We start from the raw sequence: 26398 nt of genomic DNA on the forward strand, positions 1-26398 counted from the left end.
AGCCGGTCCCGCGTTCTCGACACCGCCGTCCGGATCTCCTGGCGCCGGGCGGCGGGTCACGCGCCGACGAACTCCCGGAGCCCGACGCCGTGCTCCCGCGCGAGCAGCTCGGCCGCCTTCTCGCCGATCATGATCGTGGCGGCGTTCGTGTTGCCGCTGACCACGTTCGGCATGACGCTCGCGTCCGCGACGCGCAGCCCGCCGACGCCGAGCACGCGCAACCGCGGATCCACGACCGACCCGATCCGGCAGGTGCTCGTCAGGTGGTAGACGGTGAACGAGTAGTGGCGCGCCAGGTCGGCGATCAGCTCGTCGCTCGGGACGTCGCCGCGGGTGTGACCGTGCGTCTCGGCCAGCCGCCGCGGCACCAGGAGGTCGCCGATCTCGTGCTCGCGCCTCATCCGGTCCACGACGTCGAGCGCCCGGCGCACCACCGCCGTCATCACGGCCACGTCGTGCGGGTCGGTGAGGTAGTTCATCCGGATGTCGGGCGCGGCCAGCGGATCGGCGCTCGCCAGGCGGATCTCGCCCTCGCTGTGCGGCTGCACCGGGTTCGCGAGCACGAAGAGGTTCTCGGCGGTCGGCGACAGGTCGACGGCCGGGTCGTCGAAGTACTCCGCCGCGTCGACGTGCAGGCAGGAGTCCCAGATGTCGACGGAGTAGCCACACACGAACACGGCGATCTGCGCGTCGTGGGTGTGCTCGTCCCCGAGGCCGGTCGAGAACCAGGCACCCGCGTCGTAGAGCGACGAGGACACCAGCCCGCTGCCGGTCGTGAACCACTCGGTGAGCTGGCGCTCCGCCTCCGCCTTCAGCTCCTGCAGCTCCGGCGGCAGGGACGCGTCGTCGGCCGGGTCGGCCGGCAGTGGACCGGCCGGCGCCCGCAGTGCGTCCGGCCCCAGGGCCACGCCCACACTGGCCATCGAGACGCCCAGCCCCGGCGCCGGGTGCATCAGGCCCACCTGCAGGTGGTCCTTGAGGTGGCGGCCCACCTCGGGTGCGTCGACCAGGCACCGGACGCCGAGCGACTCCAGCTGCCCGCGCGGCCCGACGCCCGAGAGCATGAGCAGCTGCGGGGACCCGACCGCGCCGGCGCTGAGGACCACCTCGCGCGCAGCGTCGACCACCTCGGTGGTGCCGGCGGCCGTGACGTACTCGACACCGGTCGCCCGCAGGGCACCCGGCTCGCCCGAGAGGAGCACCCGGGTGGCCTGGGCGTGCGTGATCACCGTCAGGTTCGGCCGCTGCTCGGCCTCGCCCTCGAGGAACGCGTGGTAGGTGCTCGAGCGCCTGCCCTGCTTCGTGGTCGTCTGGAACAGCGAGACGACGCCGACCGGGCCACCCCGGTCGCGGCCGTTGTAGTCACCGAGCGGGATGCCGGCGGCGACCGCGGCCTCGACGAACGCCTGCGCCCCCGGCAGCACCGGGCTGCGCACCGACACGCCGAGCGGCCCCTCCGTGCCGTGGGCGGGCAGGTCGAGTGGGAGGGCCTCGCTCGGCACCAGCCCCTCGCTCTTCCGGAAGTAGGGCAGGACCTCCGCGAAGCTCCAGCCGTCGGCGCCGCCGGCGGCCCAGGCGTCGAAGTCACCCGGGTGGCCGCGCACGTAGGCCATGTAGTTGATGCCCGACGAGCCGCCGAGCATGCGGCCGCGGGGCACCATCATCCGGCCGCCCCGCAGCCCCTTGCCGCAGGCGCCCGCGTCGGCGGTGAGCATCCAGTCGGTCTCGGGGTCCGCCTGCAGGACCGGGCAGGCGGCCGGCACCAGCTCGACCGCCGGCGGCCGGTCCCCGGCCTCGATCAGCGCCACCCGGACGTCCGGGTCCTCCGACAGCCGGGATGCGATCACCGCTCCGGCAGAGCCACCGCCCACGACGACGAAGTCCACGCTGCCCGCCATCGCGCGACGGTAGTACCGGCACCCGGACGTCGACAGTGCGTTCGGCCACGGGACCCGCACCCGCGACCGGGCAGGACGCGCTGCGGCGCGGCGCCGGTCCTGAGCCCGGACCACGCCGTCACCCTCCTGGACGCCGGCGCCGTGGTCCTCGCCCTCGCCCTGCACGACCGGGCGGAGCCCGCCCGCGCCGGGCCGGGACGTCCTGCACCGCAGCCGCGGCGTGTGCGGCCCTGACGACGTCGTCACCCCGTGCGCCGCCGCGGTCCTGGCCGTCGCTCCGTGCGGCTGGGGTCGAGGAGGCCGGCGGTGGGAACGCACTCCCGGGCCCGTCCGCGGAGGGCAGGGCCGGGGAGCCGCCGTCGGACGGGCGCCCGGAGCGGGGGTCAGCGGGCGGGGTCGACCACCGTCATCCCGGCGACGGTCGCCCGGTCGAACCCCGGCAGCAGGGCCGCCGCCTCGTCGAGGCCGATGGTCCGCTCGACCAGCCGCTGCGGCTGCAGCGAGCCCTGCTCGACGAGCGCCATCATGGCCGGGTAGTCCGACGCGGCCATGCCGTGGCTGCCCAGCAGGTCCAGCTCCCAGCCGATCACCCGCGCCATCGGGACCCGAGGATGACCGTCGACCGGCGGCAGCAGCCCGACCTGCACGTGGCGCCCCCTGCGGCGGAGGCTCAGGACCGAGTCGGCGCAGGTCTGCTCGCTCCCCACGGCGTCGACGGCGACGTGGCTGCCGCCGGAGGTCAGCTCCGCGACGGCGGCCGGGACGTCGCGGCCGTCGGCCCGCACCGTGTGCTCCGCGCCGAGAGCGGCGGCCACGGCGAGGGCCTCGGGGTTGCGGTCCACCGCGACCACCCGGGCCCCCAGCGCGCGGGCGATCGCCACCGCGCTCAGGCCGACGCCACCCGCACCCACCACGGTGACCCACTCCCCCTCGCCGACCCGCGCGCGGGCGACCAGGGCGCGGTAGGCCGTGGCGAACCGGCACCCCAGGCTCGCCGCGCTCGCGAAGTCCACCCGGTCGGGGATGCGCACCAGGTTGGTGTCCGCCGCGTGCAGGGCGACGTACTCGGCGAAGGACCCCCAGTGGGTGAAGCCCGGCTGCTGCTGGTCCGGACAGACCTGCGCCTCCCCGGCCCGGCACCACGCGCAGCGGCCGCAGCCGCAGACGAACGGGACGGTCACCCGGTCACCGGCCCGCCAGCGGGTGACCTCGGCCCCGACCTCGATCACCACCCCGGCGAGCTCGTGCCCGGGCACGTGGGGGAACGCGATCTCGTCGTGCCCGGCCCAGGCGTGCCAGTCGCTGCGGCACATCCCGGTGGCCATCACCCGCAGCACCACGCCGCCGGGCGGGGCCGGAGGCTCGGGCACCTCCCGCACCCGGGGGCGGGCCCGGACCGAGTCGACGACGACGGCGCGCACCGGCACATGCTGTCAGGCGTCGCGCCAGAACCCGGTGAGCCGCCCGGTGAGCGCCCTGCCCTGGTCGGGGGCCGCCCGGGCGGCGGGCGGACGCAGCGACAGGTCCATCGCGTTCGCGCCGGAGGTCGCCGGGCCGGCGGTGGTCCTCGTCCCGGCCGAGGGAGGGACCGGCGGACCGTGGATGACCGCTCGCGGCGACGGTAGGAACGACGCAGCACCGACGAGGGAGGCGACGTGATCGACCGGGCCGGGCTGGCGGAGTTCCTCCGCCGCCGTCGGGAGGCGCTGCAGCCGGAGGACGTCGGCCTCCCCCGCGGGCCGCGGCGCCGGACGAGCGGGCTGCGGCGCGAGGAGCTCGCCGTCCTCTGCCACATGTCCACCGACTACTACGCCCGGCTGGAGCAGGAGCGCGGGCCGCAGCCGTCGGAGCAGATGGTGGCCGCGATCGCGCAGGGCCTGCACCTCACGCTCGACGAGCGTGACCACCTGTTCCGGCTGGCCGGCCAGCGCCCGCCCGCCCGCGGGGCCGACGGCGAGCACGTCGGCCCCGGCCTGCTGCGGATCCTCGACCGGCTCGGCGACACCCCGGCGGAGATCGTCACGGAGCTGGGCGAGACGCTGCGGCAGACCCCGCTCGCCGTCGTGCTCACCGGCGACGCGACCCTGCGCACCGGGCCGGCGCGCAGCCTCGGCTACCGGTGGTTCACCGATCCCGCCGCGCGGGCGCTGCACGCCCCGGAGGAGCACGCGTTCCTGTCCCGGCTCTACGCCTCGGGTCTGCGCGAGCTGGTCACCCTGCGCGGCCCCGGCTCGCGGGCCGCGCGCCTCGCCGAGCTGGCGCTCGCCCGCAGCGAGGAGCTGCGGCGGCTGTGGGACGCGCACGAGGTCGGCATCCGCCCGCGCGAGGTCAAGCGGTTCGTCCACCCCGTCGTCGGCCCGCTGGAGCTGGCCTGCCAGTCGCTGGTCGACCCCGACCAGTCGCACCGGCTGCTCGTGTACACCGCCGTCCCGGGCAGCGAGAGCGCCGAGCGGCTGCAGCTGCTGGCCGTCCTCGGCACCGCCGCGGCGCCCGCGGACCGGGCCGTCCCCGGCTGAGCGGGGACGGCCCGGGACGGTCAGCGCGGGAGGGGGCGCACCCCGTCGGGCGCGGCCGCGGGGAAGGACACCCCCGTCAGCCGCTCGGACAGGCGCCACATCCGCTCGGCGTCCCCGGCACCGCGCATCGCGCGGTAGGGCTCCTGCTCCGCGGGAGCGCCGGCGGTGGAGCCGGGACCGTCCGGGCCGTAGAACCGGCCGCCGCCGTCCGGCGCGGTCGCGGCGAGCAGGGCCGGTAGCGCCGCGCTCTCCACGGTGCCGGCGAGGCCCAGCCGCGACAGCACGCGGATGAGCCGCACGCCGGTGGTGTCCCGGGCGCGGCCGACCTCCGGCCGGGCCGCGAGCAGACTGGTCGGCGCGATCCCGGGGTGGGACAGGTCGCTGGTGATCCCCCAGCCGCCGGCGGCGCTGCGCCGTTGCAGCTCCAGGGCGAACAGGCCGACGGCGACCTTCGACTGGGCGTAGGCCCGCTGCCCGTCGTAGGTCCGCTCCCAGTTCGGGTCGTCCCAGTTCACCGCTCCGCGGCGCGCCGCCACGCTGGTCTGCGAGGTCACCCGCGCCCGGCCGGCCCGCAGCAGCGGCAGCAGCGCGGCGGCGAGCGCGACGTGCCCCAGGTGGTTGGTGCCGAACTGCAGCTCGAAGCCGTCGGCCGTGGTCCGCCGGTCCGGCGGCCGCATGACGCCGGCGTTGGCGACGAGCAGGTGCACCGGCCGCCTCTCGGCCCGGAGCGTCTCGCCGAGCGCGGCGACGGAGGCGAGGGAGGACAGGTCGAGGTCGCGCAGGGAGACGTCGGCGTCCGGGACCTGCGCGCGGATCCGGGCGACCGCGGCCTCGCCCTTGCGCGGGTTGCGGACCGGCAGGACCACCTCGGCGCCGGCCGCAGCGAGCCGGCGGGCCAGCACGAGGCCGACGCCGTCGCTGCCTCCCGTGACGACGGCGCGGCGGCCGGTGAGGTCGGGGACGGGGACGTCGGGGCGGGAACGCGGCATCGGGTGCTCCTCGGGTCGTGGGGACCCCAGCCTCACCGCGCGAGGCGCCCGTGTTCAGGGACGGCCGATCCGCGGATCGCCGGTCCCCGGCCGCGGCGACGCCGGCCGGGACGCACCACGCCCCGGCGGGCCGGCGCGGCTCCCGTCCGGTGCCAGGACGCAAGCCGCCGCCGCTGCGCCCGGGACGCCACGGCTGCTCCTCCACGGGACCGAAGACGGTCAGGAGCAGCCGTCCCGACCGGGGCCGCGCCGGCCCCGACCAGGTCCGCGGTCGTGGCCCCGGGATCGGGGACCTCGAACGCGACGCGGATCCGGGCCGGGACGCGGTGGCCCACCTCGACCTCGTCGATGTACTCGGCGTGGCGGTACTCGGCGTGGCGCGGGTCGTTGATCTCCGGCGTCGCCCGGCCGGCGTCGAGGACGACGGGGCCGCCGTCGGCTTCGCGGGCCTCCTGCTCGGGCAACCCCCGCACGTCGCGGAGGAAGCGGACCGCGGCCCCGTGGTCCGTCGCGGTGACCACCAGGCGGAGTCCGGTGACCCGGTGCCCCTGCTCCGTCATGGGGTCTCCCGGCCGCGGTGGCGGTGTGCCGCGGGAGGTCATCGTGTCGCATGCGGACGAGCCGGCCCAGGTGCCGGCTCCTGCCGCCGGCGATCGGGGTCGCACCGCCAGCGACGTGCCGTCGGCTCCGGGGCCCCCGCCGGCCCGAGTGCGTGGAGGATGGCTCGATGCTGGTCACCGAGGACCGGGACGGCGTCGCCGTCCTGCGCATCGAGCACGGCCGGGTCGGCGCCCTGGACGTGGAGCTGCTGGACGCCCTGACCGAGGCCGTCACCGCGTCCGACCGGGCGCTGGTCGTCACCGGCACCGGCTCGTCGTTCTCCGCCGGGGTGGACCTGCGCCGGATCCTCGACGGCGGCCCGTCCTACACCGAGCAGCTCCTGACGGCGCTGTCCCGGACCTTCCGCGCCGTGTTCGACCACCCGCGGCCGACGGTCGCGGCGGTCAACGGGCACGCGATCGCCGGCGGCTGCGTGCTCGCCCTGGCGTGCGACCTGCGGCTGATGTCGGCCGGGCGGATCGGGTTGACCGAGCTGGCGGTCGGTGTCCCCTTCCCGACCGCCGCCCTGGAGATCACCCGGCACGCGCTCGGCTCCCGCGCCGGCCGGGTGCTGCTCGGCGCGCAGGCCGTGGACCGCGAGCGGGCGCTCACCCTGGGGATGGTCGACGAGCTCCCCGAGCCCGGCGACCTGCTGCCGCGGGCGGTCGCGCTGGCCGGGGAGCTGGCCGCCCGGTCGCCGGAGTCCTACCGGCTGGCCAAGGACGCGCTCCACCGCCCGGTGACCGCGGCGATCGAGGCGACCGCCGGCGGTGACGCGGCCGTCCTCGCCGGCTGGACCGCCGACGACACCCGGCGGCGGATCGAGGCCGCGCTCGCGGCGCTGGCACGGCGCTGACCGCCGGCCCATCGCTGCTGGGCCGTGGTGCTCCAGTTCCGTGGGATCCGCGGTCGCTCGTTCCTCGTCGCCGGCGATGACGGACGTGAGCGGACGCCGGCGCCCTGCCACGGACACGCCCGCACCTGCGACCAGCACGGCGGACACCCCGGGCGGCTGCCGACACCCCGGCCCGCCGGATCGCCACCGCTGGTCCACGCCGGAGCGGACGCGGCCAGGGACTGGCGTCGGGTCGACGTGCGAGCGAGGGCCCGGCGTCCCCTCGGTGTGCCGGACGACCGGAACCGGCCTGGTCCTCCCGTTCCGTTCACCAGGGCGGCGACGGCCGAGGCCCGGCACGGCACCTCGAACCACATCACGGCCGGCCCGCCTCGTCCGACGGCGTCGGCCCAGGAGAGGACTCCCCGACGTCCCGGCCCGGACGGACGGGCCGCGAACGCTCTCCCGTCAGACGCGCAGGCTGGTCATGCCACCGTCGACGCGGAGGACGGTGCCGGTGGTAGAGGCGGCGAGCGGGGAGGCGAGCGACGTGATCGCGTGCGCGACCTCCTCGGCGGTCACCAGGCGGCCCAGCGGCTGGCGGGCCCGCAGCGCCGCGGCGGCCGCGGCCGGGTCCTCGGCGGCGGCGAGCAACCGGCCGACCCACGGGGTGTCGGCCGTGCCGGGCGCGACGGCGTTGATCCGGATCCCCTCCTGCACGTGGTCGGCGGCCATGGCCAGCGTGAGCGCGAGGACCGCTCCCTTGCTGGCGCTGTAGAGCGCCCGCTGCCGGACGCCGAGGAACGCAACGGCCGAGCACGTGTTGACCACGGCCGCGTGCTGCGACCGCCGCAGGTGCGGCAGGGCGGCACGGGTGACCCGGGCGATGCCGGTGACGTTGACGTCGAGCACGCGTGCCCACTCGGCGTCGTCGTTCTCGCCCACGTGCCCGGTCGCGCCGATGCCGGCGTTGTTGACCAGCACGTCCAGGCCGCCGAGTCGCTCGGCCACCGTCGCGACCGCGGCGTCGACGGCGGCGGGATCGGTGACGTCGCACGGCACGGCGAGCACGCCCTCCGGGGCCGCGTCGGTCGCGCGGTCGAGGACCGCGACGCGGGCGCCGCGCTCCTGCAGCAGCCGGGCGGTGGCCGCCCCGATGCCACTGCCGCCGCCGGTGACGACGGCGACGAGCCCGTCGAACTCGGCCATGTCAGCTCCTCCTGAGTAGGGCACATGAGGGTGGCAGATGGGCCTGTCCGCGCCTCCCACGTGTGGCGGCGCCGGCTGGCTGGAGTCACGCTCAGGCAGGCGGTTCGGAGCAGGGGTACTCGTGGAGCTCGGTGAACCGGCCGTCCTGCAGCCGGTACAACGTCACCATGCGGATCCGGAGGCGTCGACCGTCCTCCCGGTACGTGGCCTCCCACAGGTACTCGGCAGCAACCCGGTCAGCCACCGCGAAGGCGTCCACGAGGGTGTAACGGCGTTCGCTCAGCAGCCCTGACACCCCTCGCACCGCAGCCTCGAGCTCTGTCCGGCCGCCGCTCCGGCCGCTGGGGAAGAAGGGTGTCGGGGCTTCCACCCACCGCACGTCCGGTGCGTAGAACTCGCCGAACACCCGCAGGGTCCGGGCCGCTGTCTCCTCGGCGCTCAGACCGGCCGTGGCCGCTGCGTTGTAGGCCGCCACCATGCGCTCGATGGTCTCGAGGTTGGACTCCGCCTGCGTCATGCCGGGGTGCTACCCGGCAGCCCTGCCGGGTCCTCGTCGGGGAGGACCCACGTCATCACTCTCATCTGCCGGGCTCAGATCCTCGTGGGGTCGACGTGGATCTTGGGTCCCGGGCCGGCGCCCTCGACGCGCTCCCCCGCCAGCACGGCGCCGACCTGGTCGAGGCCCACGGTGGCGGCCACGAGCGGGCGGGGGTCGACCGCGCCGCTCGCGTAGGCGGCGATGGTGTCGGCCAGTCCCGGGGAGGCGGACAGGACGCCGACCGCGGTGACGTCCTCCAGCACCAGCGTGCGGGTGTCGATGCGGCTGGGGCTGCCGGCCAGGCCGATGTAGACCACCCGGCCGGCCGGCTCGACCAGGTCCAGCGCCAGGGCCGGGAGGTGCGCGGCGTTGGACGCGTCGACGACGGCGTCGAACGGCAGGTCCGGCAGGGTGTCCTCGGTGCAGGTGTGCGCGAAGCCGAGGTCGCGGGCGAAGGCGAGCGACTCCTCGGTGCGGCCCATCAGGTGCACGTCGGCACCACCGGCGCGCAGGAACATCGCCGTCAGCAGCCCGATCGCCCCCGGCCCGAGCACCAGCGCCCGGTCCCCCGGGCCGACCGCTGCCGCCTGCGCGGCGCGCAGCGCGTTGCCGCCCGGCTCGACCAGCGCGCCGAGCACCGCGTCCACCGCGCCGGGCAGGGGGTGCAGCGACCGGGCGGGGACGGCGAGCTGCTCGGCCAGCGCCCCGGGACGCCCGCCGCGGATGCCCACCTCCTGCCGCTGCGCGCAGACGTGCTGGTGTCCCCTGCGGCAGCGGCGGCAGGTCCGGTCGCCGAGCATGGTGTCGCCCGTGACCCGCCGGCCGACCCAGGACGGGTCGACGCCGCCGCCGACGGCGGAGACGGTGCCGGCCCACTCGTGGCCCAGCCGCATCGGATAGGCGGCGTGCCCCTGGTGCAGGTAGGCCATCTCGCCGGTGAAGAACTCCACGTCGGTGCCGCAGACGCCGACCCGTTCGACGTCGACGACCACCTCCCCGGGCACCGCCACCGGCGCCGGGACCTCCTGCACCTCGGCCCGTCCCGGGCCGGTGACGACGAGGGCCCGCACGGTCGATGCGCTCACCGGGGGGCGAGCACGCGCTGTCGCTGGCGGCCCAGTCCCGTGATGCCGAGCTCCACCACGTCCCCCGGCTGCAGCCAGACCTGCGGGGACAACCCCATGCCGACGCCGGGCGGGGTGCCGGTGTTGATCAGGTCCCCGGGCTCCAGCACCATGAACTGGCTCAGGTGGTGCACGACGAACCACGGGTCGAAGACCATCGTCCTCGTGTTGCCGGTCTGCCGGCGGACGCCGTTCACGTCCAGCCACATGTCGAGGTCCAGGACGTCGTCGATCTCGTCCGGGGTGACCAGCCAGGGGCCGGCGGGGTTGAACGTCTCGGCGGACTTGCCCTTGGTCCACTGCCCGCCGCGCTCCATCTGGAAGGCGCGCTCGCTGACGTCGTTGACGACGCAGTAGCCGGCGATGGCGTCGCGGGCGTCCTCGACCGCGTCCAGGTAGCTGGTGCGCCGGCCGATGACGACGCCGAGCTCCACCTCCCAGTCGGTCTTGGTGGAACCGCGCGGGATGCGCACGTCGTCGTCCGGGCCGATGAGCGTGTTCGGGGACTTGGTGAACAGGATCGGCTCGGCGGGCACCGCCTGGCCGGTCTCGGCGGCGTGGTCGCGGTAGTTCAGCCCGATGCACAGGATCTGGTGCGGCCGGGCGATCGGCGCGCCGATCCGCTCGCCGGCGAACCGGGACACCCGGCCGGCGGCCGCCCGCTCGGCGACGACGGGGCGGATCCGGTCGAGGCCGCCACTGCCGAGGAACGCCTCGTCGACGTCGCGGACGGCGTCGGAGAGGTCCACGTAGGTGGCGTCGTCGATGCGGGCGACGGGCTTCTCGGCGCCGGGCGCGCCGATGCGCATGAGGTGCACGGGCGGGGACTCCAGGGGTCGTCGGAGGTGACCGCGGAGGTCAGGGGCGTGTCCGGGTCGCCGGGCGGACGCCGGGCACCCGGTCGGAACCGACGAGCCGGCTCTCGCCGAGCCGGGCCCCGCTGCCCGTGCCGGGTGCTGTCGTTCCCGCGGCGGGGTGGTTACCGTCCATCGGGTTCCAGAAGCTAGACCGTCGGGTCGACAGTCGGAAGGCGGACGGCCGTGGAGCTCCGGAGCGCCCAGTGGTACGCGGGGGACGACCGCAACGCCTACATCCACCGCGCGTGGATGCGCCGCGGTGTACCGGGCGACGCGTTCGACCGGCCGCAGATCGCCATCGCGAACACCGCCTCGGACCTGACGCCGTGCAACGCGCACCTGACCGAGGTCGCCGCGTCGGTGCGGAACGGCGTCCACGAGGCCGGGGGCATCCCGCTGGAGCTCCCGGTGGTGTCGCTGGGTGAGACGCAGGTGCGGCCGACGGCGATGCTGTGGCGGAACATGGCCGCGATGGCCACGGAGGAGATGCTCCGGGCCAACCCGATCGACGGCGTCGTACTGCTCGGCGGCTGCGACAAGACCATCCCGTCGCTGCTCATGGCCGCCGCCTCGGTCGACCTGCCCGCCGTCGTCGTCCCCGGCGGGCCGATGCTGACCGGCACCTTCCGCGGCGTGCCGCTGGGCTGCGGCACGGACGTGTGGCGGCTGTCGGAGGAGGTCCGGGCCGGGACGCTGTCCCAGGATGCGTTCACGCGCTCGGAGTCGTCGATGATCCGCAGCCGCGGTCACTGCAACACGATGGGCACCGCCTCGACGATGGCGCTGGTCGCCGAGGCGCTGGGCACCGTCGTCCCCGGCCTCGCCGGCACCCCGGCCGCCGACAGCCGGCTGCTGGAGGCCGCGCACGGCACCGGCCGGCTGGCGGTGGAGATGGTCGCCGCCGACCGCCGTCCGTCCACGTTCCTGACGAAGGCGTCGTTCGCGAACGCGATCGTGGCGCTGGCCGCGATCGGCGGGTCCACCAACGCCGTCGTCCACCTGCTCGCGATCGCCGGGCGGCTCGGCGTCGACCTGACGCTGGAGGACTTCGACCGGATCGGCTCCGGCGTCCCGGTGCTGGTCGACCTGCTGCCGGCCGGCAGGTTCCTGATGGAGGACCTCCACCGCGCCGGCGGGCTGCTCGCCGTCCTCGGCGAGGTCCGCGACCTGCTGGACCCGACCGCGCTCACCGTCACCGGCAAGCCGCTGGTCGAGCACCTCGACGACGCACCGATCTGGGACCCGGAGGTCATCCGGCCGCGCCGCGAGCCGCTGGTCGAGCACGGCGGCATCGCCGTGCTGCGGGGCAACCTCGCGCCCTCCGGCGCGGTGATCAAGCCGGCCGCCGCCTCCCCCCACCTGCTCAGGCACCGCGGCCGGGCGGTGGTGTTCGACTCGATCGAGGACCTGCACGCCCGGCTGGACGACCCCGGCCTCGACGTCGACGCCGACTCCGTCCTCGTGCTGCGCGGCTGCGGGCCCCGGGGCTACCCCGGCATGCCGGAGGTGGCCAACACGCCCATCCCGAGGAAGCTGCTGGAGCAGGGCGTGCGCGACATGGTCCGCGTCTGCGACGGACGGATGTCGGGCACCGCCTACGGCACCGTCGTCCTGCACGTCGCCCCGGAGGCCGCCGCCGGCGGGCCGCTGGCGCTGGTCCGCACCGGCGACGTCATCAGCCTCGACGTCGGGGCCCGGCGCATCGACGTCGAGGTCCCCGACGACGAGCTGGCGGCCCGCACGCCGGACCAGGCCACCGTGGACGGCTTCGCGAACCCCCGGCGCGGCTGGGAACGGCTCTACGTCGACCACGTGCTGCAGGCCGACACCGGCGCCGACCTGGACTTCCTCGTCGGCTCCAGCGGCTCCCGGGTCAGCCGCGAGTCGCACTGACCGCCGCACCTCTCGAACGGCCCTGCTCCGCACTGTGGGCCGACAGGATGCGAACCTGCGCCCCCTCGCCCCCGGCCACCTGCGTGGGGTCCACGCTCGTTCGCCTCGAGTCGTCCGCGTGGATCGACGACGGGGCACGTACGTCCCACCTCCCGCTCATCCGCCCTCGTCCGAGGCTGGTTGCTGCACCCGTCGCCACGGGTCGCCCGGCGGTCGCGCGTGTCGCCGTGCGGATCCGGGCGGGAGCGGAGATCGAGGACTCAGCGACCGCCGACAGCTCGGCTGAGGTCGGTGCGGGAGCCGTGACGACGGTGGCCGGCGACCCGCTGACGCGGCGCGGCCGGGGCTGCGGGGATGAGCACGCGGGGTCGACGGGGTGGGAGCCGCCTCGCGCGGTCTCCGTCACCCGCAGGTCCGCGTCCCGGTCGCTGGGGTGTGCGCCCCCGATGGCGCCCGCGCCACGACGAAGGGGCCGCTCGTCGTCCGAGAGCGCGTGCGCCAGGGCCGTCAAGCTCCGTCGAGGAGGGCGCGTGCGGCGACGAGTTGTGGGGTGTCGAAACCCTCCGTGAAACCGTCGTACGCGGCGCGAAGGTCGGCGAGTGCCTCGTCGCGACGAGGGGTCGAACGTCGTAGGGTCGCGAGTCGCGTCGCCGCGACGAGATGGATCATCCGCGCGCCGTACGCTTCCGCGGATGCCGCGGCGCGCTCGAACAGCTCTTCGGCGGCGGAGACGTCGGCGACCGGGGACGCGAGGAGCAGGTCTCCCCACAGGATGTCGAGCTGCGGGTCCTGGAGGCCCTGGCTCCACACCGTGGACACCGCCTCCTCCACGAAGGCCGCGCCACGCTCCGGCTGACCGGCCATCAGGCACCCAGCCGCTCGGACCATGAGCAGGCTGCTCCAGAAGACCGGCGGGGTCGACAGTCCCTCGTAGAGGCCGAAGCCGCGCTCGACGTCGGCGAGTCCCTCGTCCAGCTCTCCGAACCCTATTCGTGCAGTTCCGCGCATGACGAAGGCCAGTGCCCGCCAGATCGGGTAGTCCTGCGCCTCGGCGATCCGCAGCAGCTCCCCGGCGTACTCGGCCACGCGCCCGAGGTCCTGCTGGCCGAGCGCCGCGAACGACGCGTGGAAGTAGGCGTAGGCCACCGAGTAGGGATGGCCGATCTGCCCCGCGAGCTCGATCCCCCGCTCGATGCGCACCTCGGCACGGTCCGGGAAGCCCGCTTCCCAGAGCAGCAACCCGGAGACGACGTAGGCGACCACCCCGGGGTTCGGACCGACGCGGAACTGCACCCGGGACGTCCGCTGCTCGAGGAAGTGCTCGATGGATTCGTCGAGGTGTCGCAGGCTCCCGGTGAGGTCCTCCGTCGCGACGGCACCGACGACGAGGTGCGCATCGGCCAGCAGGGCGGGCTCCCGGTTCTGCTCGGCCAGAGCCAACAGCTCACGCCCCACGGCAGCACCGCGTTCGAAGTCGGCCCGGAGCAGGTGCAGCGTCGCCACGGTCCGGAGCACCGAGAAGCGTTGAGGCACACCACCCGCAGCATCCGACCGATCGAGGGCGGCTCGGATGCGCCGCTCGACCTCAGCCGTGTAGCCGCTGACGGCGATCATCGACCGAGCCAGGCTCGTCTCCACGGCGATCTCATCCCGGATCCGCTCCGGCGTCTCCGGCTGGACGGACAGCACAGCGAGGAGGTCGCTCCCCAGCTCCACCGCCCCTCGGTAGTTGCCACGCGCATCGTAGTAACCCCACAGCGGTTCCAGCAGGTCGTTGAGCCGCGCGACGGCGCCCTCGCGGACCCAGTAGGACCAGGCCGCCCGGAAGTTGCCGAGCTCCAGGGACAGCGCGGCCAGCACCTCGGCTCGATCGGCGTGACCGGACGGGCTCCCCCACGCGCGCGCCTGCTCCGTGTAGTGCTCAGCGTGAGCGCGACGTGCGGCCGCCGCGACGTCCGGCCAGGACGCGAGCTGCTCGGCCGCGTAGTTGCGGATGGTGTTGAGCATGGACAGACGGGGCCGACCATCGCCTGCCTGCGTGCTGCGCACGAGGTTCTTGTCCACCAGCGAGCCCAGGCTCTCGACGACGTCGAGCCCGCCGAGGCTCGGCACACGCCCGATGACCGCCTCCACATCGGCCAGGCGGGCCCCAGCGAACACCGACAGCACGCTCAGCACGGCACGGTCCGCATCGCGGAGCAGCTCGGTGCTCCACTCGATGGCGCGACGAAGCGTTTGCTGGCGCTCCGGGAGGTCGCGCGGCCCGCCCCGGAGCTCGTCCAGCTGCAGCTCGAGGCGTGCGCGCAACTCGTCGACCGCGAAGAGCCTCACTCGCGCCGCGGCGAGCTCGATGGCCAGAGGCAGGCCGTCCAGCAGCCGGCAGATGGCCGCCACGTCGGTGGCGTTCTCGTCGGTCAGTCCGAACCCCATGACCACGGCAGCAGCTCGCTGGACGAACAGGCGCACGGCCTCGGATGCCTCCGCCTCCCCGACCGTCACCGTCTCTCGCTCCGGTAGCGACAGAGGAGGGACCGCGAAGAGGGCCTCACCGCGCACCCGCAGCGACTCCCTGCTCGTGACCAGCGCCGTGAGGTGCGGACAGTGCTGGAGCAGGTCACTGAGACCGGTGGCCGCCTCGGCCACCTGCTCGAAGTTGTCCAACACCAACAACATCCGGGCGGTGCGCAGACCGCGTCGGAGCGCCTCCAGCGGTTCGTCCTCGGTCACGCCGGGAAGCGACACGGTCCGGACGATGGCGGCGAAGACCTGTTCCGGTTCGTGCTCCACGCTCAGGTCCACGAAGAACACGCCGTCACGGAAGGCGGCGACGACGTCGGAGGATGCCTCGAGCGCCAATCGTGTCTTGCCGATGCCTCCTGGGCCGGTGAGGGTCACGAGCCGTGTCTCGACATCGGTCAGCAGGGACGTGAGGGCCGCGAGTTCACGACCGCGGCCCAGCAGCGTTCCGGTCGGGGACGGCAGCCGCTGACCTACCTCCAGGGTGTGCAGCGGCGGGAAGTCGGTGGGTAGCCCGGCGATGTCGAGCTGGTACAGCACCTCTGGCTGAGGGAAGTCCTTCAACCGGTAGTCGCCGAGCCGGCGCAGGGCGCTGCCTCCGGGAAGCGCCCGAGCCAGAAGAGCCGCGGTTGCCTCCGACAGCACCACCTGTCCGCCCGAGGCGGCCGCCGCGATCCGCGCCGCCTGGTGCACGGAAAGGCCCACGTATCCGTCCTCGGTGGCCATGACCTCGCCGGTGTGCAGCCCCATCCGCACCAGGACGCGTTGGCGATCAGGCCAACGGTGCGCCGCGAGCGACCGTTGGCCCTGAGCCGCCGCCGCCGCTGCCTGTCCGGCCGTGGGGAAGGCGACGAAGAACGCATCTCCCTGGGTGTCCACCTCATGGCCACCGTGCGCGGTGAAGGCTGCCCGGAGCAGACATCGGTACTCCGCGAGCGCATCCGCATAGCCCAGCGCGTCCTCGCGCAGCAGCCTCGTCGACCCGGCGATGTCCGTGAAGAGAAAGGTGACCGTTCCCGTGGGAAGCACATCGACCTCCGGCCGCGTCCCCGCACCCGAAGTCAAACACGGGTATCACTCACCGAGGAAGGTCTCGGCGCCAGCGACACCGAGGGCGGCTCTCGCCACCGGGGCGCCCGGAGGGCCCACTCGAACCGGTGCCGTCCCGGCCCGACCCGCTCCGGCCGCGCCCCCTCCTGCGGCAGGGTGATGACGGCGGTGGTCCCGGTCGGGACGGCGACGTCGACGGTGAGCCGGCCGCCCTCCCGACGCCAGGCGACCGCCGCGCGCCCGTAGGGCGTGAGGTGGGCGGTGGACGCGGAGGTCAGCCGGCCGCCGGGCCGGGGGCTGTACCCCGTGACCATGGGGGCCACGACGATCCCCGAGTGCCCTCGACGAGGTGCCGGGGATGCTCGGCCACGCGTCGATCGCCACCGCCCGCGACGTCTCCGGGCACGTCGCCCCTGGCGTCGCGCGCGAGGCGATGGACGTCCTGGGCGGCGCCTTGGGCGAGCGAGGGTGGCCCGGTGGTGGTCGATGAGGTGGTCAACCGCCCCAGGAAGCAGTCAGGGGCCGTTCCGGATCACTCCGGGACGGCCCCTGACCTGCACTGTCGGGCTGACAGGATTTGAACCTGCGACCCCTTGACCCCCAGTCAAGTGCGCTACCAAGCTGCGCTACAGCCCGAGCGCCCGGGCGGCTCGCACCGCCCGATCGCTGCGTGGAGCAGGTTACCGCACCCGCTCGCCCCTCCGGCCCGGTGGTCACCCGCGCGCCGGGACCGCGGCGTCGAGGTCGACCACCCGCCACCGTCCGTCCAGCGCAGCGCCGTCGTGCGTGACGAGCAGGACGGTCCGCGGGTCGCGACCGAGCAGGTCGAGGACGGACGCGGCGAGTGCGGGGTCGAGGTGGGCGGTGGGCTCGTCGAGCAGCAGCACGTCGGCACGGCTGAGCAGGGCCCGCGCCAGGGCCAGCCGGGCCCGCTCCCCCGCCGACAGCCGCTCGCCGCCCTCCCCCACCCAGCCGTGCAGCCCGAGCGTGGCGGCGACGTCCGCCAGCCCGACGTCGACCAGGACGGCGAGCAGGTCGTCGTCGGTGGCGTCGTGCCGGCCCAGGCGGAGGTTGGTGGCCAGCGTGCCGCCGAGCACCTGGGGCGCCTGCGCCGCCCAGGCCAGCCGCGACCGGACGCCGTCGAGCGGGAGCCGGCGCAGGTCCGTGCCGTCGAGGGTGACCCGGCCGGCGTCGGGGTCGCGCGCCCGCACCGCCAGCGCGAGGACGCTGCTCTTGCCTGCGCCGCTGCGCCCGGTCAGGGCCACCTTCTCCCCGTCGGCGACGGCGAGGTCGAGGCCGGTGAGGGCGGGCGCGGCGGCACCGGGGTACCGCAGCGTCACGCCCTCGAGGCGCAGCGCGGAGCCGGCCGGGAGCGGCTGCGGGTCGCCCGGCTCGGTCACCGCGGGCCGCTGCTCCCCCAGCGCCCGCACCCGCTCCGCGGCGGCGCGGATGCCGCCGGCGACGCTCCAGGCCGCTCCCGACCCGGCGACGGCCTCGAACGCGCCGAGCACCCCCAGCGCGCAGGCGGCCAGCAGCAGCGGCGACGTGGTGCCGGCGGCGACGCCGGTCCCCACCAGCCACAGGGCCGCCACCAGGCCCACCCCGGGCACGCCCTCCCGGGCCAGCGTGGTCACCGCCGTCAGCCGCGCGGCCGCCCGTTCGGCCTCCTCCTGCCGGTCGAGGGAGGCGCCCAGCGTGCGCAGGGCGGTCGCGCCGCCGTCCCCGCTGAGCGCGTCGGCCAGGCCGCGCACCAGGTCCAGGAAGTCGGCGGCGAGGTCGGCGTCGGCCCGGGCCGCGGCGAGCGCGGCCGCCCTCCCCGCCCGGGCCGCCGCGGCCGGGACGGCCACCCCCAGCACCAGCAGCAGGGCGGCCAGGACGACGGCCGTGGCCGGCGACACCAGGGCGGTGAGGACCACCGCGACCCCGCCGGCGAGGACGGCCACGCCCGTGGGCACGACCAGCCGGGCGACCACGCCCTGGAGCTCGTCGACGTCGGTACGCACCCGGGTCAGCAGCTCGCCGCCGCGGGCGCCGGTGAGCGCGGCCGGCGCGAGCGGGGTGAGCCGCTCGAGCAGCCGGGCGCGGACCCGCGCCACCAGGCGCAGCGTGACGTCGTGGGTGACCAGCCGCTCGGCGTAGCGCACCGCGGCGCGGGACACGCCGAACAGCCGCACCCCCGTGATCAGCGGCATGAGGACCAGCAGCGTCGAGGGCCGCTGCGCCGCGCCCGTGATCAGCGCCCCGGCGGTGGCCAGCAGCGCCGCGCCGCACAGCACCGTGAGCGATCCCAGGACCACGGCGAGCGCCGTCCGCGGACCCCGGACCAGCGCCAGCAGCTCCCTCACCGCGCGGCCTCCGGCGCCCGCAGCCGTCCGGCGTCGAGGTCCACGACCCGGTCGTGCAGCGCCAGTGGACCGGGCCGGTGGGTGACCGTGACGACGGTGCGGCCGCGGGCGAGCCCGTCCAGGGCGGCCAGCACCTGCCGCTCGGTCGCCTCGTCGAGCTGCCCGGTGGGTTCGTCGAGGACCAGCAGCGGCGCGTCCTTGACGAAGGCGCGGGCCAGGGCCAGCCGCAGCCGCTCCCCGCCGGAGAGCCGGGCGGCGTCCTCCCCCAGCCGCGTCGCGGCGCCGTCGGGGAGCCCGCGGACGACGTCGAGGAGCCCGGCACGCGCGAGCGCCTCCTCGACCTCGGCGTCGGTGGCGGCCGGGCGCCCGAGCCGCACGTTGTCGGCGACGGTGCCGGGCAGCAGCCACGGCCGCTCCGGCACGTAGGCCACGCGGGCCCGCCAGGCGTCGGGGTCGAGCTCGGTCAGCGGCACGCCCCCGACCAGCACGGCGCCCTCGTCCGGGGCGGCGAGGCCGAGCAGCAGCCGGGCGAGCGTGCTCTTGCCCGCCCCGCTCGGGCCGACCAGCGCGGTCCTGGACCGCGGCGGCAGCTCGAGGTCGACGTCCGCGAGCGCGGTGCGCCCGCCGTACCGCAGCGTCACCCCGCGCAGCGCGACCGAGGGGACCCCGTCCGGGACCGGCCGGGTGCCGCGCGGCGGCCCGGGGGCGTCGAGCAGCGCGAACACCCGCTCGGCGGCCGGCCGGCCCTCCAGGCTCGCGTGCCGGTCGGCCCCCAGCGCGCGCAGCGGCGCGAAGAACTCCGGCGTGAGCAGCAGCACGAGCAGCGCCCGCTCCAGGTCCATCCCGCCCTGGAACAGCCGCACACCCACGGTCACCGCCACCAGCGCCGTGCACAGCACCGCGCCGAACTCGAGGACGAAGCCGGACAGGAAGGCGACCCGCAGCAGCCGCATCGTGCTGACGCGGTGGGCCTCGCTGACGTCGGTCAGCCAGCGGGCGGTGCTGCGCGCCCGACCGAACGCGACCAGGGTCGGCAGCACCCGCAGGGTGTCGACCAGCGACGCCCCCAGCCGGCCCAGCGCCTCCCAGGAGGCGCGGGCCGACCGCGCGGCGAGGGCACCGGTCAGCCACAGGAAGACGAGCACCAGCGGGCCGGTCAGCAGCAGGATCGCGCCGCTGGCCGGGTCGAGCACCAGGACCGTGGCGGCCACCAGCGGCGGGACGACGGCCGCCGTCGCCGCCCCGGGCAGCAGCCGGCCGACCACGCCGTCGAGCTTCGCGACGCCCTCGGTCACCGTGGTGACCAGTTCCCCGGCCCGCTCCCCGGCGGTGCGCGCGGGACCGAGGTCGAGCAGCTTCCGGAGCAGCGCCGCGCGCAGTGTCCGCCGCACCCGCGCCGAGGCCAGCCGCGCCGCCCGGTCGCGGAGGGCGGCCACGGCGGCGCGCGCTCCCCAGGCGGCGACCACGCCGGCGAGGACACCGGCGTGCCCGGCCGGGTCCCCACCGCCGACGACCGCGGCGACGAAGGCCGCGACGAGCGACCACTGCACCACCAGCAGCGCCCAGGTGAGCACCCCGAGCAGGGCGCAGAGCAGCACCAGCCGGCGTGGCCCGGACAGCGCGAGCAGGCGCCCGGTGGGTCCCCGCACGGTCAGTAGCCGTGGTTCAGGGCGCCCTCGTCGGGGCGGACGCGTTCGCGGAAGACGTAGTAGTTCCAGATCTGGTAGCCGATGATCAGCGGCAGGAAGATCCCGCCCACCCAGGTCATCAGCACCAGCGTGTACTGCTGGCTGGCCGTCTCCTCCAGCGTCAGGCCGAAGTCCGGGTCGAGGGTGGAGGGCAGCACCTCGCCGCGGGTGTACAGCGCGATGAAGACCGTCACGGTGGCGAAGAGGACCGTCAGGCCGCTCATCGTGAAGGCCAGGGTGTCCCGGCGGCGGACGAGGGCCAGCCAGATGCTGGCCAGGGTCAGGAACGCGGCGATCGGGAACGCCCACGGCACGACGCCGAAGTCCTCGAACAGGTCCTCGGTCACGTAGCCCATGACGACGAACGCCACGATCGCCGCCGTGGCCAGCGCCCCCCACCGCAGCGCGGCCTTGCGCGCGCGGTTGTAGAGGACGGTGTCGGTGTGCAGGCGCAGCAGCAGGAAGTTCGCGCCGTGCAGCGTGAACAGCAGCAGCGTGGTGACCCCACCGACCAGGGAGAACGGGGTGAACATCGCCGCGAACCCGCCCTCGACCCGCGCGTCGGCGTTCACCGGCAGACCCTCGATGAGCTTGGCCATGATGACGCCCCACAGGAACGACGGGACGACGCTGCCGCCGAAGGACATCCAGTCCCAGAACGCCCGCCACCGTTCGCTGTCGACCTGGTTGCGGTACTCGAAGGAGACACCGCGCAGCAGCAGCGCCAGCAGGATGAGCACGAACAGCGGGTACATGCCGCTGAAGACCGCGCCGTACCAGACCGGGAACGTCGAGAACATGAGCCCGGCCGCAGCGATGACCCACACCTCGTTGCCGTCCCAGAACGGCCCGATCGTGCCGGTGAGCGCCCGCTCCTCGGCCTCGGTCCGGGCCAGCGTCGGCCGCAGGATGTCGACGCCGAAGTCGAAGCCCTCGAGGAAGAAGTAGAGCGTGAACGTCAGCGCGATCAGCCAGAACCACAGCGTGACCAGGTCCACCGTCAGTCCCTCTTCTCGTACCCCTGGAAGCCGGCACCCTCGTAGTCCGGCGCCGGCGCGGCCACCAGCTGCGCCTCCGGCCTGCGGTGGATGCCCGCCCGGGCGGTGACGCTGAGCAGGTAGACGTCCAGGCCGATGAGGGCCAGGTACACCACCCACAGGCCGACGAGTCCGGCCAGCACCTCCCCGGCGGTGTTGGGGCTGACGCCCTCGGTGACGGTGAGCTCGCCGTAGACCATGAACGGCTGGCGGCCCATCTCGGTGACCATCCACCCGGTGAAGTTGGCGATCCAGGGCAGCGGGATGAACAGGACCAGCGCCCGGAGGAACCAGCGGGTGGTGTCCAGTCCGCGCTTGCGCCGCCACCAGAGGAACAGCCCGAGGAACGCGGTGGCCAGCAGCAGCGAGCCGATCGCGACCATGATCCGGAACGACCAGTACACCCAGGCCACCGGCGGGGTGTAGTCGTCCTCCCCGTAGGCCTCGTCGTACTGCTCCTCGATCTGGTTGATCCCGTCGTAGCGGCCCTCGAGGCTGTTGTAGGCCAGGATCGAGCCGACGTAGGGGATCTCGACGTTGAACGGGTTCTCCCGCCGCCCCTGGTCGATGACCGCGAACAACGACCACGGGGCCGGCGAGTCCGAGGTCTCCCACTGGGCCTCCATGGCCGCGAACTTCATCGGCTGGTCCTCGCGGGCGACCTGGGCCTCGGTGTGCCCGCTGACCACGGAGAACACGGTGCCGACGGCGGCGAAGACCAGTCCGATGCGCAGCGACCGGGAGTAGACGTCGGTGTCCTGCCGGCGCAGCAGGTGGAAGGCGCTGATGCCCAGCACGAAGAACGCGGCGACGACCCAGGCGCTGCCCTGGACGTGGGCGAAGTACAGCCAGGCCTTGTAGTTGAAGACGACGGCGCCGAAGTCGGTCAGGCGGGCCTGGCCGTCGACGACCTCGTAGCCGACGGGGTGGTGCATCCAGGCGTTGGCCAGCACGATCCAGAACGCGCTGATCTGGGTGCCGATCGCGACCAGCCAGATGCTGGCCAGCCGCATCCAGGGCCGCAGCCGGTCCTTCCCGAACCACCACAGCCCGATGAAGGTGCTCTCGAGGAAGAACGCCATGAGCACCTCGAGCGCCAGCGGGACGCCGAAGATGTTGCCGACGAAGTCCGAGTACTCGCTCCAGTTCATCCCGAACTGGAACTCCTGCACGATCCCGGTCACCACGCCGACGGCGAAGTTGATCAGGAAGAGGTGACCGAAGAAGTTGGTCATCTTCCCGTAGACCTCGCGCCGGTCCCGGCGCGCGTAGGCGATCGTCTCCATGACCGCGATGAGGAAGGCGAGACCGACGGTCAGCGAGACGAAGAAGAAGTGGAAGATGCTGGTCGAGGCGAACTGGAAGCGCGAGAGCTCGACCACGTCCACGCGGACACCACCTCGGTCGGGGCCCGGTGGGGAAGCGCGCCGGGCTGGCGCGGGCCGGGCTCCCGGGCCTCAGGGTTGCACGCAACTCTGTGACCTGCACCACGGACGGCGAGTGGTGGCGCCCGGGCCGGGCCCCGCGGGAATGCCCCGCGCCGGCCCGCGTTGGTGGTTGTCCGTGACAACCGTGACCCGCGCCTCCGTCGGGCTCCGTTCCGAGCGCGGCCCCGTGCTCGGCGCCGTCATGCTCAGCACCGCGCTGATCGCCCTCGACAGCACGATCATCGCCACCGCCGTCCCCGCCGTCGTCGACGACCTCGGCGGGTTCAGCCAGTTCCCCTGGCTGTTCAGCGTCTACCTGCTCACCCAGGCGGTGACCGTGCCGGTCTACGGCAAGCTCGCCGACGTCCTCGGGCGCAAGCCGGTGCTGCTGTTCGGCATCGCGGTGTTCGTCGCCGCCTCGCTGTTCTGCGGCCTGGCCTGGTCGATGCCGGCGCTGATCGTCGGGCGGGCGCTGCAGGGCATCGGCGCCGGCGCCGTCCAGCCGATCGGCATGACCGTCATCGGCGACATCTACACCGTCGAGGAGCGCGCCCGGGTCCAGGGCTACCTCGCCTCGGTGTGGGGCGTCTCCTCGGTGCTCGGGCCCACCCTGGGCGGCGTCTTCAGCGACTACCTGTCCTGGCGCTGGATCTTCCTGGTCAACCTGCCGCTGGGCGCGCTGGCGTTCGTCGCGCTGCTGCGCCGGTGGAACGAGCGCGTCGAGCGCCGCACCCACCGCTTCGACGTCGCCGGCGCCGTGCTGCTGTCGGCCGGTTTCGCGCTGCTCATCCTCGGGCTGCTGCAGGGCGGCAGCGCGTGGGCGTGGACGTCGGGGACCTCGATCGCGGTCCTCGCGACGGCGGTCGTGCTGCTCGCGGCCTTCGCGTTCGTCGAGCGGCGGGCCGCGGAGCCGGTGCTGCCGCCGTGGGTGCTGCGCCGCCGCATCCTGCTGTCCGGCAACGTGGCCGCGCTCGGCCTCGGCGCGCTGCTGATCGGGCTGAGCTCCTACCTGCCGACCTGGGCGCAGGGCGTCCTCGGCGCCGGCGCGCTCGAGGCGGGCTTCGCGCTCGCCGCGCTGACCCTCGGGTGGCCGGTCGCGGCGAGCCTCGCCGGCCGGCTCTACCTGCGGATCGGCTTCCGGAACACCGCGCTGCTCGGCGTCGCGCTCGCCGTCGCCGGGACCGCCGGGACGGCGCTGCTCGGCGCGGACGCCCGGCTGTGGCAGGTCGGCGCGTGGATGTTCGTCACCGGCGCGGGCCTCGGGCTGTCGTCGTCGCCGCTCATCGTCGCGGTGCAGTCGGTGGTCGGCTGGGACCGGCGCGGCGTCGTCACCGCCACCAACATGTTCGCCCGGTCGATGGGGTCCGCGGTCGGCGCGGCAGTGTTCGGAGCGATCGCCAACACCACGCTGGCCGCCCGGTTCGCCTCACCTCCGCCGGGCCTGGACGGCGAGGTCCCCACCGACGTCGACAGCACCACCGCGGCGCTGTCGCAGGGCGGCGCCGTCGCGGAGTTCGCGCGGGAGAGCCTGCACGCGGCCTCGCACGGCGTGTTCGTCGCCACTGCCGTGACCGCCGTCGTCATCGCGCTGGCGGTGCTGGCCATGCCGCGCCGGACCGAGCCGCTGCGCTTCGACGACGACCCGGCCCCGGCGGGCTGACGCGGTCAGCCGCGCCGGTCGTTCCCCCGGCCCTCGCGGACCTTCACCGAGATGTCCAGCGGCGTCCCCTGGAAGCCCCACCGCTCGCGCAGCTTGCGCTCGAGGAACCGGCGGTAGCCGGCCTCGAGGAACCCGGTGGAGAAGACGACGAACCGCGGCGGCCGGACGTCGGCCTGCGTCACGTACTTGATCTTCGGTGCGCGACCGCCGCGGGCCGGCGGCGGCGTCTCCTGCACCAGCTGCCGGACGTAGGCGTTGAGCTCCGCCGTCGGCACCCGGGTCTCCCACGAGGCGAGCGCGGCGTGCAGGTGGTCGGGCAGCTTGCCGATCCCGCGGCCGGTGGCAGCCGAGATGTTGACCCGGCTGGCCCACCTGACGCGGGCGAGGTCTCGCTCGATCTCGCGCTCGAGCTGGGCGTGCCGGTCCTCGTCGAGGGTGTCCCACTTGTTGAACGCGATGACCAGCGCGCGCCCGGCCTCGATGACCTGGGTGATGACCCGCTGGTCCTGCTCGCTGATCACCTCGTCGGCGGCCAGCAGCACGACGGCGACCTCGGCGGCCTGGATGGCGGCCTCGGTGCGCAGGCTGGCGTAGTACTCAGTGCCGCTGGCGGTGTTCACCTTGCGGCGCAGCCCCGCGGTGTCGACGAAGCGCCACTCCTCACCGCCGAGGGTGATGATCGAGTCGACCGGGTCCACGGTGGTGCCGGCGACCGAGTCGACGACCGAGCGCTCCTCCCTGGCCAGCCGGTTGAGCAGGCTGGACTTGCCCACGTTGGGCCGCCCGACCAGCGCCACCCGCCGCGGGCCGCCCTCCTCGGGCTGCTCGCGCGGCGCCTCGGGCAGGGCGTCGAGCACCAGGTCGAGCAGGTCGCCGCTCCCCCGCCCGTGCAGCGCGCTGACCGGCTGCGGCTCGCCCAGGCCCAGCGACCACAGCTCGGCGGCGTTGGCCTCGCTGCGCTCGTCGTCGACCTTGTTGGCGACGACGATCACCGGCCGGTCGCTGCGCCGCAGGATGCGCGCGGCGGCCAGGTCGGTGTCGGTGGCGCCCACCTGGCTGTCGACGACGAACACGATGACGTCGGCGGTACGCATGGCGTGCTCGGCCTGCCGGCTGATCGACGCGCCCAGCCCCTCGGCCTTCGGGTCCCAGCCGCCGGTGTCGGTGACGGTGAACCGCCGGCCGTTCCACAGCGCCTCGTAGGAGATGCGGTCCCGGGTGACCCCGGGGACGTCCTGCACCACCGCGGCGCGCCGGCCCAGGACGCGGTTGACCAGCGTCGACTTGCCCACGTTGGGCCGGCCGACGATCGCCACCACCGGCAGCGGGCCGCCGGTGCCCTCCTCGCTCATGCCCTCTCCCCCGCACCGACCGCCGAGAGCGCCAGCTCGACGATGCGGTCGACGACGCCCTCCCGGTCCAGGTCGGTGCTGTCCACGACCACCGCGTCGGCGGCCGGCCGCAGCGGGCTGTCCGCGCGGCTGCTGTCGTACTCGTCCCGGCGGCGCAGGTCGGCGGCCAGGCCGGCGATCTCGTCCGGGGTGGTCAACCCCAGCTGGGCGGCGCGCCGCTGCGCGCGCGCCTCCGGCGCGGCGGTCAGGTAGACCTTCACGGTCGCGTCCGGCAGCACCACGGTGCCGATGTCCCGGCCCTCGACGACGACGGCGTCGGCGGCGGCCACCAGGGCGCGCTGCTGGTCGACCAGCTGCCGGCGCACCGCGGGCACCGCCGAGACCGCCGAGACGTTGCGGGTCACCTCGGCGCCGCGGATCCGCACCGCGACGTCGGTGCCGTCGACCTCCACCCGCTCGATGTCCGCCGCGGTCCCCACCTCGATGCGCGCACCGGCGACCACGCGGGCCACCGCCTCGGCGTCCTCGGGGTCGACGCCGGCGTCGAGGACGGCCACGGTCGCGGCCCGGTACATCGCACCGGTGTCGAGGTAGGCCGCGCCCAGCCGGGTCGCCGCCGCGCGCGCGACGCTGGACTTGCCCGTGCCCGACGGCCCGTCGAGGGTCACCTGCCCCCGGAACCCCCGCGCGCTCACTGCGCTGTCGCTCCGCGCAGTGGTCTCCGCTCGCTGACGCTCGCTCACTGCGCTGTCGCTCCGCGCAGTGGTCTCCGCTCGCTGACGCTCGCTCACTGCGCTGTCGCTCCGCGCAGTGGTCTCCGCTCGCTGACGCTCGCTCACTGCGCTGTCGCTCCGCGCAGTGGT

General features: G+C 74.9%; 20 protein-coding genes and 1 tRNA gene. 4 read left to right on the forward strand and 17 right to left on the reverse strand.

What is annotated here, in order from left to right; genetic code table 11:
• Nucleotides 1-56: 56 nt before the first annotated feature.
• Entirely contained in the window at nt 57-1898 is a 1842-nt protein-coding gene (locus ACI8AK_RS13490) for a GMC family oxidoreductase (RefSeq protein WP_456956616.1), read from the reverse strand.
• Nucleotides 1899-2281: 383 nt separating this feature from the next.
• Nucleotides 2282-3319, reverse strand: coding sequence for a zinc-binding dehydrogenase (locus ACI8AK_RS13495; protein ID WP_456956618.1), 1038 nt, complete (start codon nt 3317-3319; stop codon nt 2282-2284).
• A gap of 234 nt (nt 3320-3553) precedes the next feature.
• On the opposite strand from ACI8AK_RS13495, the gene ACI8AK_RS13500 reads away from it, so the two are divergent.
• Nucleotides 3554-4414, forward strand: coding sequence for a helix-turn-helix transcriptional regulator (locus tag ACI8AK_RS13500; protein ID WP_456956620.1), 861 nt, complete (start codon nt 3554-3556; stop codon nt 4412-4414).
• A gap of 20 nt (nt 4415-4434) precedes the next feature.
• Here the strand turns inward: ACI8AK_RS13500 and ACI8AK_RS13505 are convergent, their stop codons facing one another.
• Both ACI8AK_RS13505 and ACI8AK_RS13510 read right to left on the reverse strand, forming a co-directional pair.
• Nucleotides 4435-5403 (reverse strand): SDR family oxidoreductase, encoded by a 969-nt coding sequence (locus ACI8AK_RS13505; RefSeq protein ID WP_387988085.1) that lies wholly within the window; start codon nt 5401-5403, stop codon nt 4435-4437.
• A gap of 32 nt (nt 5404-5435) precedes the next feature.
• Nucleotides 5436-5963, reverse strand: coding sequence for a hypothetical protein (locus tag ACI8AK_RS13510; protein ID WP_456956622.1), 528 nt, complete (start codon nt 5961-5963; stop codon nt 5436-5438).
• 167 nt (nt 5964-6130) lie between these two features.
• Between ACI8AK_RS13510 and ACI8AK_RS13515 the strand changes: the two genes are divergently transcribed.
• Nucleotides 6131-6859, forward strand: a complete 729-nt coding sequence (locus ACI8AK_RS13515; protein WP_456956623.1) for an enoyl-CoA hydratase/isomerase family protein — start codon at nt 6131-6133, stop codon at nt 6857-6859.
• Between the two features lie 447 nt (nt 6860-7306).
• On the opposite strand, the gene ACI8AK_RS13520 is transcribed toward ACI8AK_RS13515, so the two are convergent.
• From ACI8AK_RS13520 to ACI8AK_RS13535, 4 genes are all read right to left on the reverse strand, one after another.
• Nucleotides 7307-8047 (reverse strand): SDR family NAD(P)-dependent oxidoreductase, encoded by a 741-nt coding sequence (locus ACI8AK_RS13520; protein ID WP_456956625.1) that lies wholly within the window; start codon nt 8045-8047, stop codon nt 7307-7309.
• Nucleotides 8048-8138: 91 nt separating this feature from the next.
• Complete coding sequence (locus tag ACI8AK_RS13525; RefSeq protein WP_456956627.1) at nt 8139-8564, reverse strand: nuclear transport factor 2 family protein; 426 nt, start codon at nt 8562-8564, stop codon at nt 8139-8141.
• A gap of 74 nt (nt 8565-8638) precedes the next feature.
• Complete coding sequence (locus ACI8AK_RS13530) at nt 8639-9670, reverse strand: zinc-dependent alcohol dehydrogenase (RefSeq protein WP_387988080.1); 1032 nt, start codon at nt 9668-9670, stop codon at nt 8639-8641.
• Nucleotides 9667-10518, reverse strand: a complete 852-nt coding sequence (locus ACI8AK_RS13535) for a fumarylacetoacetate hydrolase family protein (protein ID WP_456956642.1) — start codon at nt 10516-10518, stop codon at nt 9667-9669. Before ACI8AK_RS13535 ends, ACI8AK_RS13530 begins: the two co-directional genes overlap by 4 nt.
• Nucleotides 10519-10749: 231 nt before the next feature.
• Between ACI8AK_RS13535 and ACI8AK_RS13540 the strand changes: the two genes are divergently transcribed.
• A complete protein-coding gene (locus ACI8AK_RS13540) occupies nt 10750-12459 on the forward strand; it encodes an IlvD/Edd family dehydratase (RefSeq protein WP_456956629.1) in 1710 nt (569 codons plus the stop codon).
• 507 nt (nt 12460-12966) lie between these two features.
• On the opposite strand, the gene ACI8AK_RS13545 is transcribed toward ACI8AK_RS13540, so the two are convergent.
• The 7 genes from ACI8AK_RS13545 to ACI8AK_RS13575 form a co-directional block, all read right to left on the reverse strand.
• Complete coding sequence (locus ACI8AK_RS13545) at nt 12967-16005, reverse strand: ATP-binding protein (protein ID WP_456956631.1); 3039 nt, start codon at nt 16003-16005, stop codon at nt 12967-12969.
• A gap of 32 nt (nt 16006-16037) precedes the next feature.
• On the reverse strand, nt 16038-16340 hold the full coding sequence (locus ACI8AK_RS13550) for an alpha-L-rhamnosidase C-terminal domain-containing protein (protein WP_456956633.1): 303 nt from the start codon (nt 16338-16340) through the stop codon (nt 16038-16040).
• 248 nt (nt 16341-16588) lie between these two features.
• Nucleotides 16589-16662 (reverse strand) — tRNA-Pro (locus ACI8AK_RS13555).
• A 77-nt stretch (nt 16663-16739) separates the two neighbouring features.
• A complete protein-coding gene (gene cydC, locus ACI8AK_RS13560; RefSeq protein WP_456956635.1) occupies nt 16740-18371 on the reverse strand; it encodes a thiol reductant ABC exporter subunit CydC in 1632 nt (543 codons plus the stop codon).
• Nucleotides 18368-20020, reverse strand: a complete 1653-nt coding sequence (gene cydD, locus ACI8AK_RS13565; RefSeq protein WP_456956637.1) for a thiol reductant ABC exporter subunit CydD — start codon at nt 20018-20020, stop codon at nt 18368-18370. Before cydD ends, cydC begins: the two co-directional genes overlap by 4 nt.
• Nucleotides 20021-20022: 2 nt before the next feature.
• Nucleotides 20023-21057, reverse strand: a complete 1035-nt coding sequence (gene cydB / locus ACI8AK_RS13570) for a cytochrome d ubiquinol oxidase subunit II (protein ID WP_387988073.1) — start codon at nt 21055-21057, stop codon at nt 20023-20025.
• 2 nt (nt 21058-21059) lie between these two features.
• The gene (locus ACI8AK_RS13575) at nt 21060-22484 is read right to left on the reverse strand and encodes a cytochrome ubiquinol oxidase subunit I (protein WP_387988072.1); all 1425 of its coding nucleotides are present in this window, start codon (nt 22482-22484) and stop codon (nt 21060-21062) included.
• A 175-nt stretch (nt 22485-22659) separates the two neighbouring features.
• Here ACI8AK_RS13575 and ACI8AK_RS13580 point away from each other — a divergent pair, with 175 nt between their 5' ends.
• Nucleotides 22660-24183, forward strand: a complete 1524-nt coding sequence (locus ACI8AK_RS13580; RefSeq protein ID WP_387988071.1) for an MDR family MFS transporter — start codon at nt 22660-22662, stop codon at nt 24181-24183.
• Nucleotides 24184-24188: 5 nt separating this feature from the next.
• On the opposite strand, the gene der is transcribed toward ACI8AK_RS13580, so the two are convergent.
• On the reverse strand, nt 24189-25535 hold the full coding sequence (gene der, locus ACI8AK_RS13585; protein ID WP_387988070.1) for a ribosome biogenesis GTPase Der: 1347 nt from the start codon (nt 25533-25535) through the stop codon (nt 24189-24191).
• The gene (gene cmk / locus ACI8AK_RS13590) at nt 25532-26230 is read right to left on the reverse strand and encodes a (d)CMP kinase (protein ID WP_456956638.1); all 699 of its coding nucleotides are present in this window, start codon (nt 26228-26230) and stop codon (nt 25532-25534) included. Before cmk ends, der begins: the two co-directional genes overlap by 4 nt.
• Nucleotides 26231-26398: the final 168 nt, after the last annotated feature.

The sequence above is a fragment of the Geodermatophilus sp. SYSU D00867 genome (genome assembly GCF_054050315.1).

Excerpts from the sequence above, each read along its gene's own strand:
- ACI8AK_RS13490 (WP_456956616.1), bottom strand. The coding sequence starts at position 1,898 with ATGGCGGGCAGCGTGGACTTCGTCGTCGTGGGCGGTGGCTCTGCCGGA.
- ACI8AK_RS13505 (WP_387988085.1), bottom strand. The coding sequence starts at position 5,403 with ATGCCGCGTTCCCGCCCCGACGTCCCCGTCCCCGACCTCACCGGCCGC.
- ACI8AK_RS13510 (WP_456956622.1), bottom strand. The coding sequence starts at position 5,963 with ATGACGGAGCAGGGGCACCGGGTCACCGGACTCCGCCTGGTGGTCACC.
- ACI8AK_RS13515 (WP_456956623.1), top strand. The coding sequence starts at position 6,131 with ATGCTGGTCACCGAGGACCGGGACGGCGTCGCCGTCCTGCGCATCGAG.
- ACI8AK_RS13520 (WP_456956625.1), bottom strand. The coding sequence starts at position 8,047 with ATGGCCGAGTTCGACGGGCTCGTCGCCGTCGTCACCGGCGGCGGCAGT.
- ACI8AK_RS13525 (WP_456956627.1), bottom strand. The coding sequence starts at position 8,564 with ATGACGCAGGCGGAGTCCAACCTCGAGACCATCGAGCGCATGGTGGCG.
- ACI8AK_RS13535 (WP_456956642.1), bottom strand. The coding sequence starts at position 10,518 with ATGCGCATCGGCGCGCCCGGCGCCGAGAAGCCCGTCGCCCGCATCGAC.
- ACI8AK_RS13550 (WP_456956633.1), bottom strand. The coding sequence starts at position 16,340 with ATGGTCACGGGGTACAGCCCCCGGCCCGGCGGCCGGCTGACCTCCGCG.
- der (WP_387988070.1), bottom strand. The coding sequence starts at position 25,535 with ATGAGCGAGGAGGGCACCGGCGGCCCGCTGCCGGTGGTGGCGATCGTC.